14 protein-coding genes are annotated in these 12,373 nt (G+C 59.0%); 1 reads left to right on the top strand and 13 read right to left on the bottom strand.

The features are described 5' to 3' along the window. Positions 1 to 739 precede the first annotated feature (739 nt). The 13 genes from C7964_RS14615 to C7964_RS14555 form a co-directional block, all read right to left on the bottom strand. Positions 740 to 967: a hypothetical protein gene (locus tag C7964_RS14615; RefSeq protein WP_110280404.1), complete on the bottom strand. Its 228-nt coding sequence runs from the start codon at positions 965 to 967 to the stop codon at positions 740 to 742. 9 nt (positions 968 to 976) lie between these two features. Next, positions 977 to 1,384: a helix-turn-helix transcriptional regulator gene (locus C7964_RS14610; protein WP_110280403.1), complete on the bottom strand. Its 408-nt coding sequence runs from the start codon at positions 1,382 to 1,384 to the stop codon at positions 977 to 979. A gap of 515 nt (positions 1,385 to 1,899) precedes the next feature. Continuing rightward, positions 1,900 to 2,565: an alpha/beta hydrolase gene (locus tag C7964_RS14605; protein WP_146214871.1), complete on the bottom strand. Its 666-nt coding sequence runs from the start codon at positions 2,563 to 2,565 to the stop codon at positions 1,900 to 1,902. Between the two features lie 365 nt (positions 2,566 to 2,930). Next, complete coding sequence (locus tag C7964_RS14600) at positions 2,931 to 4,328, bottom strand: TolC family outer membrane protein (protein WP_110280401.1); 1,398 nt, start codon at positions 4,326 to 4,328, stop codon at positions 2,931 to 2,933. A 21-nt stretch (positions 4,329 to 4,349) separates the two neighbouring features. Further along, positions 4,350 to 5,132, bottom strand: a complete 783-nt coding sequence (locus C7964_RS14595; protein WP_110280400.1) for a MipA/OmpV family protein — start codon at positions 5,130 to 5,132, stop codon at positions 4,350 to 4,352. 204 nt (positions 5,133 to 5,336) lie between these two features. Then, the gene (locus C7964_RS14590) at positions 5,337 to 6,548 is read right to left on the bottom strand and encodes an ABC transporter permease (RefSeq protein ID WP_110280399.1); all 1,212 of its coding nucleotides are present in this window, start codon (positions 6,546 to 6,548) and stop codon (positions 5,337 to 5,339) included. Then, positions 6,538 to 7,254, bottom strand: a complete 717-nt coding sequence (locus C7964_RS14585) for an ABC transporter ATP-binding protein (protein ID WP_110280398.1) — start codon at positions 7,252 to 7,254, stop codon at positions 6,538 to 6,540. Before C7964_RS14585 ends, C7964_RS14590 begins: the two co-directional genes overlap by 11 nt. After that, positions 7,247 to 8,491 carry an efflux RND transporter periplasmic adaptor subunit gene (locus tag C7964_RS14580; RefSeq protein WP_110280397.1) on the bottom strand — a complete coding sequence of 415 codons (1,245 nt, stop codon included), beginning with the start codon at positions 8,489 to 8,491 and terminating at the stop codon, positions 7,247 to 7,249. Before C7964_RS14580 ends, C7964_RS14585 begins: the two co-directional genes overlap by 8 nt. Before the next feature lie 38 nt (positions 8,492 to 8,529). Next, positions 8,530 to 8,967 carry a hypothetical protein gene (locus tag C7964_RS14575; RefSeq protein WP_110280396.1) on the bottom strand — a complete coding sequence of 146 codons (438 nt, stop codon included), beginning with the start codon at positions 8,965 to 8,967 and terminating at the stop codon, positions 8,530 to 8,532. 42 nt (positions 8,968 to 9,009) lie between these two features. After that, positions 9,010 to 9,651: a hypothetical protein gene (locus tag C7964_RS14570; RefSeq protein ID WP_110280395.1), complete on the bottom strand. Its 642-nt coding sequence runs from the start codon at positions 9,649 to 9,651 to the stop codon at positions 9,010 to 9,012. 1 nt (position 9,652) lies between these two features. Further along, positions 9,653 to 10,363, bottom strand: a complete 711-nt coding sequence (locus C7964_RS14565) for a hypothetical protein (protein WP_110280394.1) — start codon at positions 10,361 to 10,363, stop codon at positions 9,653 to 9,655. Positions 10,364 to 10,524: 161 nt separating this feature from the next. Then, the gene (locus tag C7964_RS14560; RefSeq protein WP_110280393.1) at positions 10,525 to 10,824 is read right to left on the bottom strand and encodes an EF-hand domain-containing protein; all 300 of its coding nucleotides are present in this window, start codon (positions 10,822 to 10,824) and stop codon (positions 10,525 to 10,527) included. A gap of 413 nt (positions 10,825 to 11,237) precedes the next feature. Further along, positions 11,238 to 11,459 carry a hypothetical protein gene (locus C7964_RS14555; protein WP_110280392.1) on the bottom strand — a complete coding sequence of 74 codons (222 nt, stop codon included), beginning with the start codon at positions 11,457 to 11,459 and terminating at the stop codon, positions 11,238 to 11,240. Positions 11,460 to 11,656: 197 nt separating this feature from the next. Between C7964_RS14555 and C7964_RS14550 the strand changes: the two genes are divergently transcribed. Further along, the gene (locus C7964_RS14550) at positions 11,657 to 12,373 is read left to right on the top strand and encodes a response regulator (RefSeq protein WP_110280391.1); all 717 of its coding nucleotides are present in this window, start codon (positions 11,657 to 11,659) and stop codon (positions 12,371 to 12,373) included.

Below are 12,373 nucleotides of genomic sequence, written 5' to 3'. Positions count from 1 at the left end.
CTGATGCGTTCGCTATGCTCTGGGCTTTGACATATCGCCAGGCTCGCTGGGAGACGTGCCAGGCAGCTTTCTAGCTGTATAGCTAAGCCAGTGTAGCTGAATGTGCCCAACAAGTCTGGTGAGTGCCTTTGCGAGCCGGAGCGACTATGTGCTTGGTACTTGCTTCCGTGGTGTATTTGCGAAGTGGATCTTGTGTGCCGGATGATGGACTTTTGAGTGTGCAGTCAGAGCCGTCTCTCTTCTCTTTCTTTCTTTACCTTTAATATATCTTAAGAGAAGAGAGACGGTCCTTTTGAGTGCGTGGATTATCCTCATCCTCATTCCGGTGTTCTGATGATGTGTTCCGGTATTGTTGATCTGTGGCGGTGAAGTGAGTTTTCGTCTTTCCAGGGCTCCTTGTTCGAGCCTGCTTTCGGTTCAGATGTTCCGGTTTTGGCGGTCAGATTTTCAAGTCTCATGGGCCGAAAAGGGTGCCTAAAATGGCGGAAAAAAAGTTTCTGGGACTCTGTCAACAAATTCTTGCCTAAGTAGTTGATTTTATTGACAGAGGGTTTCCACTTTGTTGTCTTTTCGTTACGGCTAGGCGTAATTTTGTTTACAAAAGGAAAGAACTTTCTTTACCTTTTCGTAACGCCAAGGCGTTAGTTTGTTTACAAAATGCAAGGAAATGCAAGAAATTTTGGGGGCCGGGTCTTACATCTAAGATCAGAGCAAGTGCGCCCGGATGAACTCGTGGAGATCATCGACTGTCAGGCACCTGCTTGGCAGACCAGAACGAGATTGAATTGTCCGGTGAGCCATCGTCGCATAACCTGATCTTCTGCCCTGACAGTCCCAGCCGGAGGGCCTGCACCGCATGCAAGGTTGGCCTGGGCACACGGTCATTGGTGAGTTCGCGCAGGAAGGATATCCACGCCAGTTCATTCGGTGTGAGCGTTGTCGCAGTCTCTGGATTTTTGTTGCCCATGTGCGCCACCTATTTCCCAAAGATCGCGCGCATGGCAGAGCGCGCCCGAGAGGTGATTGCCGGGTCACTGTTGCCAGACGCCTCACGCAACACCTCCAGCCAGCCTACCTCATTTTGCGAAACGACCGTGCCGATGACCTCATCGTAAACACGTGCCTTCGTCTCGTTACCATCCTGTGCGAGTGCCAGTCTGAGCAGGTATTTGGGATCGGCCTCTAGTGCAGCGGCAAGGGATGCTGTGCGATCGATTGCCAGCTTCGTGTCGCCGTTCTTGAGCATTGATAACATGTTGGGGTTGTTGAAGCCTGCTGCGATGGCGATGTCGCGCTGGTTCTTCTTGTGGCGCAACTCCAGAATACGGCGGTCGAGGTACATCGCGAGGTCCGAGGTTGCGTGGGGGCCGGGTTTGCGTGCCATGATCTTGTTTCTCCTGATAATGACGTTGTTCTCATCAGTATTTTAGCAAGATCATGATAGGGTGAGCGTGGGTTCTGAGTGGTTGCTAGAGTTAAATCGGTGGTAGTGCTGTGGCGGCAAACTTATGTGGCATGTCGGATAGATTTTGGGGGATTGATGGGCGGAAACCGGACGTTCGCTGCAGGTGCAAAGCCTGACTGCAATTCAAGAAGAAGCGGACCTTCAACATAAAACACATGAACGTGGCGCAGCGAAGGTCCGCAAAGAGCCCAAACTACCCGATGCTGCGATTTGCAGGAACGGACGCAAAACAGATCAAAGCCGCCATTCGAAAAGAATCTGGCTTGTCCGGTGATGGATGGTGGTCATTGAGGCGTGATATCAATGACTTGAGCGCGGTTGTCTGTAATGCGTGCTCAGGATTGATTCGAGTGACTTCGGGCTTTGTCGCGTCGCATCCCACAGATGGACCACACGAGTCCGCTGCGCCTGCACGATCGGAAAGGCCAGCAAACCTAGTCGCCGCTGTTGGTCCGCATAATCGAAAGGAGCAGTGGCGATGTCGCAGGCAGGAAGTGCCCGGGCCGATCGCCGTCTTCCAGCCCGGTGAGGTCGAAAACCTGAACTCCAAGATTACGCAGCGCAGCAACATCTGGGGATGCGCCTACGCGCGCATTCCCGCCAGAGATGGCGGACGACAGTCGCAGGAGCCGGTCCTCACGATTGATAACAACGCTAAATCGGGACGGCGGCAGGTCGATTTCGGCGAGCTGCTGCGCGAAAAGACCAAGGTCTATGTCCGGCGAGATCAGGACGACCTCGTCAATAGCTCGGATCGAAGAGGATTTGCCCTCCAGGCTCAGCCGAACCAGGGCCTCCATCAAGAGCAGGCTGCCCATGGAATGCGCCCCAAGACGCAGGCGGTTCGGAGAGGGTTGCGACAGGCGCTCTATCGTTGCGGCGAGTGTTTGGCGTGCGTGCAAGGCACTGTCTCGATCATGGACATAGGCGCGCGGATCGCCGAGCGATGCCCATTGGAACGCAATCGCCGCTCCGGTCTGGTCGGCATCATGGTGCAACTGGGCGAGGCGAAAGAGGCTTTCGGCGAACGTATTGTTGTAACCGTGAACGAAGAGAGACACGCCCATACCGCCTGACGAGGTCAGTGCAGCGTCTCGCATCTGCGCGAAACTTTGGTAGCGGTAGATCCCATTCTGATGGAAGTGCCTTGAGGGGTTCGGTCGCCCGTCCGTCGTTGGCAAGGTTCCTAGCGTCCGGTCCGTGGGGATGCCGACATCGACCCGTCCGTACGACGCCGAGAGGGCACGAGCGCCAGAATAGACTTCTGGCGTACCCGAGGGCGCGCGCGTGGTCACGAAATACACGGGGACTGTTTCCCCTCCAAACGACTCTTCTTGCGGCGGCAAGAGTGTTGGCCGTCCGGCGCACCCGGCGAGCAACAGTATCGCAAGGATGCCAAACAGGCTCGTCTGGAAAGAGGGTGTTGGTCGGCTTTGCGCCCGTCCGCATGGCGTTGGCACGATAATCAGTCCCGCCCAAACCGCTCCAAGACGCTGTCCAAACGCTGACCCTGAACGCTTGGAACGCGCACTGGAGCTCCTGAAACAGTGTCGGCATAGGTCGAGGGATCGAAACTCGGAACGTCGAGTCCAAGTTGGTCAACAGTGAGCATGCCAGCGGCGGAGAGGACGGAGTAGGCGGCTGCGAACAAGCTTGTTTGCGCCTCGATGAGATTAATCCTTGCATCAAGTAGGTCCTGCTCAGCATCGAGAACGTCGAGCGTTGTTCTGACGCCGAGGTCGGCCTCCTGCCGTACGCCCTCGAGCGCGACTTCGGCCGATGCAATGCGCTGCCTGGCTGAAGCAATCTGGGCACCTGCAATCCGGTAATCCGACCAGGCAACTCCCATAATCTGCACATTCACTCTTACTTGCTGCAACAACGCAGATCGCGTGGCGGATGCTTGAGCGAGCGCCTGACGCTCCAGGGAGCTGAGCTGGCCACCTGTGAAAATCGGTATGCTCAGCGATAGGCCAATGGATGCGCTTTCACCCTCTGCGTTCGGGGTCGGTGCCTGAAACGTCTCCGTGTACTGACCCTCCAACGAGAGGGTCGGCCGATAGGACGCTCGAGCCCCCTCAACCGCTAGATCGGCGACGCGCACCTCGTGCTGCAATTGCCGGATCGTTGGTGTGTTCTGACGCGCGAGCGCGTCGGCCGCGGCTTCCGAGGCGGGTAGGTCAGGCAAAGTGCCCAGCCCGGAAGGGCCGCCAGGTTCGCGGCCAACGGCAAGCAGGAACAGCTCTCTGTTGATCGCAAGTTGACCCTGCGCCGACGCAAGAGACGCGCGCGCCTCAGCCAGCCGCGTCTCCGCTTGGGCAACCTCTGTCGCGGTTATCTCACCCAACTCAAGACGATCCCGCGCCGCGCGCAACTGCTGGGTCACGACACGGACGTTAGCTTCGCGCGCGTCCACGATTTGCAAGTCGCGCCAGACGTTCAAATAGGCTGTCGCGGCATCGAGCAGAACCTGCTGCTCCACGGAAACAAGACCTTGACGAGTTACAAGCACGGTTTCCCGCGCGGCTTCCAGGCTCAGGCGCCGGCTACCGCCCGCATAGAGCGTCCACTCTGCCACGAGGCCTGCGGTTGTCGTGGTCGTGTTTCCAACAAGGTCGCGGTTCGCAGATGCGAGAAACGTGAGCACGGGACGCAACTGCGCCACTGCTTGCGCCACGCCCTCATCTTCGACCCGAAGAAGAAAGCGGTTCTGATCCAAAAGCTGCGAGTTCGTGTAGGCGTCGGCCATGGCATCGCGTAGGGTCTCTGACCGCGCTGGCACAGACAGGGCCAGGACGATTAAAAGCCCCAAAAAGATCGAACTCTGCGCGAGTATCCCCCGCTTTCGTTTGACATGCTGCATTGCTGGAGTTCCCCTGGCTGCTCAAAAATTGTGAGTGATCCCGAAAAAACCGCGCAGCGTGACGTCTTCATCGATGATCGGGCTGCTGGATATTTCGTCGGGTAGAAAGTCGGCGCGAATGTTCGCGATCAGGCGTGTGTTGCGCGCGATAGGGATTGCCGTTCCGACCGAGAGATGGGGGACCATAACATCGCCTGGGCTGTAGGCCGGTCTCGCCCCTGTCGCCTCACTGGCGGAGACACCGTACAGGTAGGAGGAAAGACCTTCGCTTTGCCATGTGACGCCGCCTTCGAGCAGCAACGGGACGCGGCCGAGTGGAATGGCACGACTAAGGCCCAGCGACACCTCGCTGCCCCCGTGCTCGTCGGTCAACTCGGTAACAGCCTGAAAGTTCATGCGCGTCAGGTCTCCGAACCTGTAAATCGCCTGAATGCCGCCGTCGGCCGTCAGTTCACGATCCAGCCCGTCGAGTTCAGGAGCATCCGAAGCGTCGATCTCCGAAAAGCGCGGCGCAATAACGGCACTCAACCGGAAGTCAGTCCTGTCGAAAAGGGTGACGCGCAAACCGTCAGGCACCCCAATCGAGAAGGCGTCGCTATCATAGCGAAGCAGTGGCAAGGCCATCGCGTCAGCATCTTCGCCGGTGTAGAGCCCAGACCCGCTGGCGACTCCGACACCGATGGAGAACCCTTGTGGCTGCTCTTGGGTGAGAGCGGCAAACGGTATTGAGGTCAGGGCAAGGACCGACGCAACAAGACGAGGAAGTGCGGTCTTCTTCTGGTGGGGTATTCTTGCAGTAAGCATATGGCGTTCCTTGTAATTTAGTGTTGGTGACAGCTGCGAAGTGGAGCGCGACGGCACACTGATCCTCGGAGTTTTCCAGTCGCAGGTGTCCTGCGTGCTTGTCACGGGTCCTGCACTGCAGCCAAAAGGCTGGGATCAGATCGGTGGAAAGCGGGCCGTTGCTTGGCGACCACGGGTGACTAGGTCGGGTCGCGTTGTCCGTAGCTACTCATGACGAAGCGCCTCGATGGGGTCCAATCGCGCCGCTGACCGCGCCGGGAAATAGCCAAAGATCACGCCTACAAAGGCGGAGAAGACAAAGGCCAGGAGTATGATAAGCGGGTCGGGTGCAAACGGGATGACCATCAAATGCGAAACCACCGCCGCAATGATCAATCCCAGAACCGCCCCGAGAACGCCTCCCAACAAGGAGAGCGCAACGGCCTCGATCAGAAACTGCATAAGAACCTGATTGGCCTGCGCGCCGATCGCCATGCGAATGCCGATCTCGCGCGTGCGCTCGGTGACGCTTACCAGCATGATGTTCATGATACCGATGCCACCGACCAGTAGGCTGACCGCCGCCACGGCGGCCAGGAGTCCGGTCAACACTCCCGTGATCCCAGTGAGCATCGAGGCAACCTGCTTCATGTCCATCACAGTAAAGTCGTCTTCCTCGGTCTCACCAATGCGGCGCAGATCGCGCATCACGAACTCGATCTCGCGCATGGCGTCCTCGGTCGACACGCCGTCCTCGATTGCGACATAGATCGTGGCCACGTCGGTATTGCCCGCGACCCGGCGCTGAAATGTCCGGATTGGCATCAGCACGACGTCGTCCTGGTCGGTCCCAAAGGAGGAGGCGCCTTTGGCCACGAGCACACCGATCACTTCACAGGTGAAATTTCGAACCCGGATGGACTCGCCGACAGGGTCGCTTGCCCTGAAAAGCGCCTCGCGGACTGTCTCACCAAGGATACAAGCCGCGCGTCCTCCTTGCGTTTCGCCGACCGTGAAGTTCCGCCCGAGCGCGAGAGGCCAATCCGACGCCACAAGGTAGCGCGCGTCGGTAGCGGTGATCTGGGCCCGGTGGTTCTCGCTTCCGAAGACCATGGTCGCCTGTCCGCTGGCAATGGGCGCGGCGGCTTCGATCGTTGGCACCGCCTCTAACAGAAGATCGACGTCCCGGAGTGTGAAGGGGCGGGCCCTCTCGCCCATACTGCGGGAGCCCATAGCCTGCTGTCCGGGCAGGACCATCAGGACGTTTGTGCCAAGCTGCTCTACATCGGCAATCACCTGATCGGATGACCCCTGACCGACTGTCACCATGGCGATCACCGATGCCACCCCGATCACCACGCCGAGCACGGTCAGAAACGAACGGAGTGCGTTTCGAAGGATTGACGCGAGCGCAAGCTTGAGCGTTTCAAACAGCATCTTGGACCTCCCGCCGCGTTGGCCCGTCGCGCTGGACTTTGCCATCGACCATCCAGATCAAGCGATCGGCATAAGCGGCCATATCGTCTTCGTGGGTGACCATCACGATGGTCAGGTTTCGCTCTCGGCGCAGGTCGACCAACAATTCCATGATCTCGGCTGACCGCTTGGTATCGAGGTTTCCCGTGGGTTCATCGGCCAAGACCACCTGCGGTTCGCCAGCCAATGCACGTGCGATCGCAACCCGTTGCTGCTGTCCGCCTGAAAGCTGAGACGGGTCGTGCCCGGCACGGCCGCCAAGCCCCACCAGATCGAGCGCCCGTTCGGCGCGCGCAATCCGCTCTTGCTTTGGCAGGCCCTTGTAGATCAACGGCAACTCGACATTGTCGCGTGCCGACATGCGCGGCAGGAGGTTGTAGCCTTGGAAAATGAACCCAAGGTAATGCCGCCGTAGGAGCGCGCGTTGATCATTGGATAGTCCGCCCACTTCTACTCCGTTGAAGCGGTATTGCCCCGAGGTCGGGCGATCGAGACAACCGATCACGTTCATTGCCGTGGATTTTCCGGACCCGCTTGGCCCCATTATCGCGACGAACTCGCCCGGGGTGATGTCGATATCGACACCGTCCAGCGCCCGGACCTCGGCCGCGCCCGATCCGTAAATCCGCTTGATCTGACGCAGGGAAATAAGCAGATCCTCAGCCATCCTGACCCACGATCACCTGGTCGCCCTCCTGCAAGCCGTCCCGGATTTCGGTGAAACGTCCATCTGTATCGCCGGCGACGATCTCGATCTCGACCGGTTCTCCGTCCCGAAGCACCCACACCGTTGACGACGACCGCGGCGCTGTCGATAGGGTTGGCGGGGTGGGCAGGATCATCGAAAGCAAACCGCCTCCGGCGTCATCGTCCGTCGCAGGCTCCGGTTCGATCCGTGGCACGAAGCGGAGCGCGGCATTGGGAACGAGCAGTGTATTCGTGACGTCGTTCACGACGATATCGGCCACGGCCGTCATGCCGGGACGCAGCGCGAGATCCTCGTTCTCGATGTCCAGGATGACCGTATACGTGACAACGCCATCCACAGTTTCCGGGGCAAACCGGATGTGCCGAACGGTTGCTGGAAAGGGCGTGTCGTCATAGGCGTCGACCTCGAAACTCGCCGTCTGCCCCGCCACAAGGCGCGCGATATCGGCTTCGTCCACTGCGAGCTGGAGCTCCATTTCCGTGAGGTCTTCCGCGATCGTGAACAGGACTGGGGCCGACATTGCAGCGGAAATCGTCTGCCCTGGGTTGATCGTGCGATTAAGGACAATGCCATCGACCGGGGAGCATATGCAGGCATGGGTAAGGTCGGTCTCGGCAAGAAGCAAATTGGCGGTCGCAACAGAAACATCCGCCTCGGCAATCTCGAGTTCTGCCACAGCCCTGGCGAGAGCGGCCTCGGCGGCGATGACACTTTGGTCGCTCGAGGCCCCACGGTCGCCCAAGGCGCGGGTTCGCTCTGCGGTAGCTTGCGCTTCATCAAGATTAACGCGCGCCCGCACTAGACGCGCCTCAGCCGACCGCAAATTGGCGCGCTGAACCTCGACCTGTGCTTCAAGCTTTGATGTGTCCAGTCGGGCGAGCACTTCGCCAGCGGCGACCACGTCGTTGAAATCGACGAAGACCTCCGCGATGGTTCCGGACAACTCACTGGAAATGTCGACCATACTGGTCGGTTCTACCGATCCCGTGGCGTTGATCGCAACCGTCAAATCGCCCCGCGCGACAGGCGCCAATCTGTACCCAAGTGCATCTTGGTCGGAACGAGGCGCCTGCAAGAATACAAACGCGGCACTCAGAATGGCGAAAAGCACGAGCAAAATGGGCCAAACACGGAACGTTCTACCGCCGCTTTTCAGACCCAGTTTTGATTTGATTTCGTCTTGTGCATCAGTCATCGCATTTTTCCTTCTAGCGTGCGGAAGTCACTATCTTCTCAGAACGAAAGCGCGCCTCGGGTTTGACGTCGCATCGCGCGAAGCGCCGCAAAAACCGTGATGATGCAGAGGCTTATGTATCCTGCCATCATGTATTGGCCGGGAAACACACCTTGACCGGCAAGGTCGGCACCATTCACGCGAAGGCCGATACCCGCCATTAGATAGGCGCAGGGGATAACCGCCAGAAACAGCAATGCCCCAAGACGGTCCCTGAGAGACAAATAGATCAACGCGGCACCGCTCAGGAAATTCGCGGCACCGAACGCGTTCATCAGCACCAGTTGGTCGAGCCCTGTCGGTCCGGTCAAATCCAGTCCAGCGACATCGGATGCCGCATACGACGACAAGAGCGTGTGGCTGACCCCACGAAGCAGGTCCAGGCAGCCGAGTGCGAACGCGACGACCGAAACGAATGCAGGATACTGTCTTGTCATTCTGATGTCCTTTGGTGGCGGGTCTCGATGGGGTGGATCGGGTTATGAGTGGGTTAGGGTCTTTGTGCTTTGGCGGGGGACCATCCGATGCCGTCGTCTCGCCACTAGCGTGCCAAGTCCGCCGATCGCCAGAAGCGCGATTAGTGCCAGCAACGGGACGGATACCATTGCAGCGGCGGTCGATGGCGCCGAGTACCAGCCATCAAGTGATGCGGATTTGTGCTGCACAGCCTCGCGGAATTCAGGGGTTGAAATGATGTTCAGGAAGTCCCGTCGGCTGCGGTAGCGGACCACCACGAGGCGCTCGGCGTTGTCGACACCAGGGCCGAGCGTGTTGGTGAGCCCGACAATTACATCGGTCGACAGGACTGGGTAGCTCGCCCGCGCGAGCAGGCGTGGCGCCATGAATGCACCGTAGGTTTGTGCGGCTTCGTCCGCTTCCGGCGACCGCTCGGGAAGGGCGTTGAAATTGACCATGTGAAAAGGACGACCGTCATCGTTGAGAAAGAAGTCCAGAAAGGCCCGGGCCTGCGCATCTTCGATCAGGTGCATTTGCGCGTACTGCGCCCCAAAAGCCGCTCGCAATTCGTCTTCGCTCAGCGGGCCACGCAGCGGCTGATGCCAAGCAAGCAAAGCGGCGTAGACGACGGCCAGCCCGATCCAAATGGTTCGTATGCATCTCATTTCAGTTCTCCGCGAAATCCGAAGGGTCGGTTTGGACGTGCACAACATCTACTGGCATCTCGATGATTGGCCCTTGGTAGGACGTTCCATCGGCAAGTCGGAGCACGCGAACCTCTCCGATAAGGTCTGCCGTCCACGTATTGGCCAGTGTCAGTTCTTGCAGGATCCAGCCCTCAGGCAGCCCGTTGTCGCCAGGGATTGCATTGATGGGTCGGTTGACGCGAACGAAACTCTCACCCGCGGGCGAGACAAGAAACGACACAGTCTGGTCGGCCTCGAATTCGAGCCGGTGGTGTTTGAGGACGGCGCCTTCAGTCAGCGCACCGTTCGTTAGATCGCCTCCCGTTGCACCCGTGATGTCCGCAATGTGAAAGAACGTGCGACCGAACATGGTTTGGTAAGTGAACTCCCCATCCGCGTCGCATCCCGGCGAGCGCAGGACCGTCGCCCGGGCCGCATACCCAAGCCGCGGGTCATTCTTGAGCCAGTTCAGCGCGGTGAGGCCGGGTGAGAAATCTGCATACGTTTCGAGCGTCCAATCGGTCGTTACCCAGGCTTCTCGTCGCAGAATGTCGATCAGCTCATACCCGACGTCCTGCCCGGCCGTTTCCGGTGCGCGTGCGACGCATACCTCACGCCCATCAGCGCCTACGGCAATGACTCCAAGGGTCACGGCAAAAAGCGTGGCGATGATCAGTAGCTTTGAGTTCATTGGACAGGTTCCGTTTGCGGGTTGGAGAGAAAAGGCGCTGCACCAGAAGTCCCGGGGGGGGGTAAGGATAAAATTGCCTCTGGTGCAGCGCAGTGGCCGTCGCCTTCCGTGAGTGATGGTGTTGCGTGGCGACGGCTTTGACGCAGGTCAAATCGCTGTGATCACTGGATTGCCTGTAGCTCCTGCGGCGAGACAACGCCGTCACCGTTTGCATCAATCCGTTCAAAGGCGCGCGCGTGCATACCCCGTGAACTGACTCTGGCTGCATTGCCGAGATCATCAGCGGCGTTCAGATCGATGAAAGTGGCGAACTCGGCGTAGACGAGCACGCCGTCACCATTGGCATCTGCCTGGCGGTAATTCTCGGCGCCAAGCTCAGCGTCTTGCGCGGCAGCGGGTAGTGCCATGGTTATGGACGCTCCCATCAGAGCGGCCAGGATCAGTGGGTTGGTGCGGATCATGTTGTTCCTCCTTGGATAGGAATTCAGCGAGAGATCAGACGATTGAAGGTGGCGGTTTCGCCCTGCGGCCCAGTCACGGAGCGCGAGTGCGTGCAGGTGCCATCGGCGCAGGATGCGCTGCCTGATCTCGTAACGCTGTTGCCCTGCGGTCCAGTGGTGGTGACCGAGCCCGAGCAGCCATAAGTGGCGCAGTAGGGCGCGGCCGGTCGTACGACGCGAGGTGGCGGGGTGACGACGACATGCGGCGCCGGAAGGACGACATGCCGGTGTCCTGGCGCACCTAGATGCGCGGCGGCGGCAGTGCCCAGGGTCAGACCGCCCATGAGAGTGGCGATGACGAGAGTGCGTTTCATACTGCTTTCCTTTCGTTGGTTTATTTTGAAGGAGTAGAGCTGCGGCTCCTGCGGGGACGCTTACTCATCGCAAGCGTCCGTCGCGTTCCGGGGTGCAGGTCGGCCGAGTATCGCGTCTTCGACCCGGCGGCGGGCCTCGTCGTCACCACGCGTGTTTGCGTCCGACCACTCTCTGAGAAGTCGGCGCCTGTCCTGCTCGGACAAAGGAGGCACTGATGACTTCTTCTGGTCTTCGCGAGCCTCGAACGGCTTGGAATAGGGCCAATCTGCCTTGTCCTGCATTTTCACTTCAGCTCCGTTTTCTTCGGTTGACTGTTTTTCAGGTAGTTCGCTTCTGTGATGAAAGGGATAGCAAGGGAACGTTTCACCGATATCGATGGCACGAAACAATGTGTCTTAGTTTGTCGACCGCGCGTAACAGTATGTAACGATCGTGGCTTTGGCTTGCCGCGAGAGGCGTATCAGAAAATACTGCCGATATGACTGTTTCTCAGCTGCTCCTCTTGCTCGTGGACGACGACCCCGGAATCCGGGACCTGCTGGGCGACTTCCTCTTGAAGGAGGGTTTCGCGCTCGAGACTGCGTCAGATGCCAGCGAGATGGATGCAAAGCTTGCCTGTATTCATCCCGACCTGATCGTCCTCGACCTTATGCTGCCGGGGGAAGATGGTGTTTCCATCTGTCGCCGCCTCTCTAGGGACGGTGCGCCTCCGATCATCATGCTGACCGCCAAGAACGACGAGATCGATCGTATCATCGGCCTTGAGATGGGGGCTGACGACTACGTCGCCAAACCCTTCGCACCGCGCGAATTGCTTGCTCGCATCCGCGCAGTGCTGCGCCGCACGGCGATGCCAAAGCCCGTTGACATCAATCAGAGGTTCGCGTTCGACCGTTTTGTGATCGATGTCGATGCACGGCAGCTTTTTGGCGCGGATGAAACACGCATCGCGCTGACCAGCGGCGAATTCGATCTCCTGGCCTGTTTTGTGGATCGGCCACGGCGCGTTCTGTCACGCGACCAAATCCTCGACGCGTTGCGTGGGCGCGGGGCCGAACCCTTCGACCGATCGGTCGATATGCTCGTCTCCAGGCTCAGAAGGAAGCTAACTGCGCATGGCGCAGATCAAGACCTAATCAGCACCGTCAGGAACGCGGGCTATCTCCTGACATCTCCCGTAAAGAGCATCTCGTGA

Source organism: Loktanella sp. PT4BL, assembly GCF_003201935.1.
Lineage (GTDB): Bacteria > Pseudomonadota > Alphaproteobacteria > Rhodobacterales > Rhodobacteraceae > Yoonia.
This window is presented reverse-complemented; position numbering and strand designations above follow the sequence as displayed.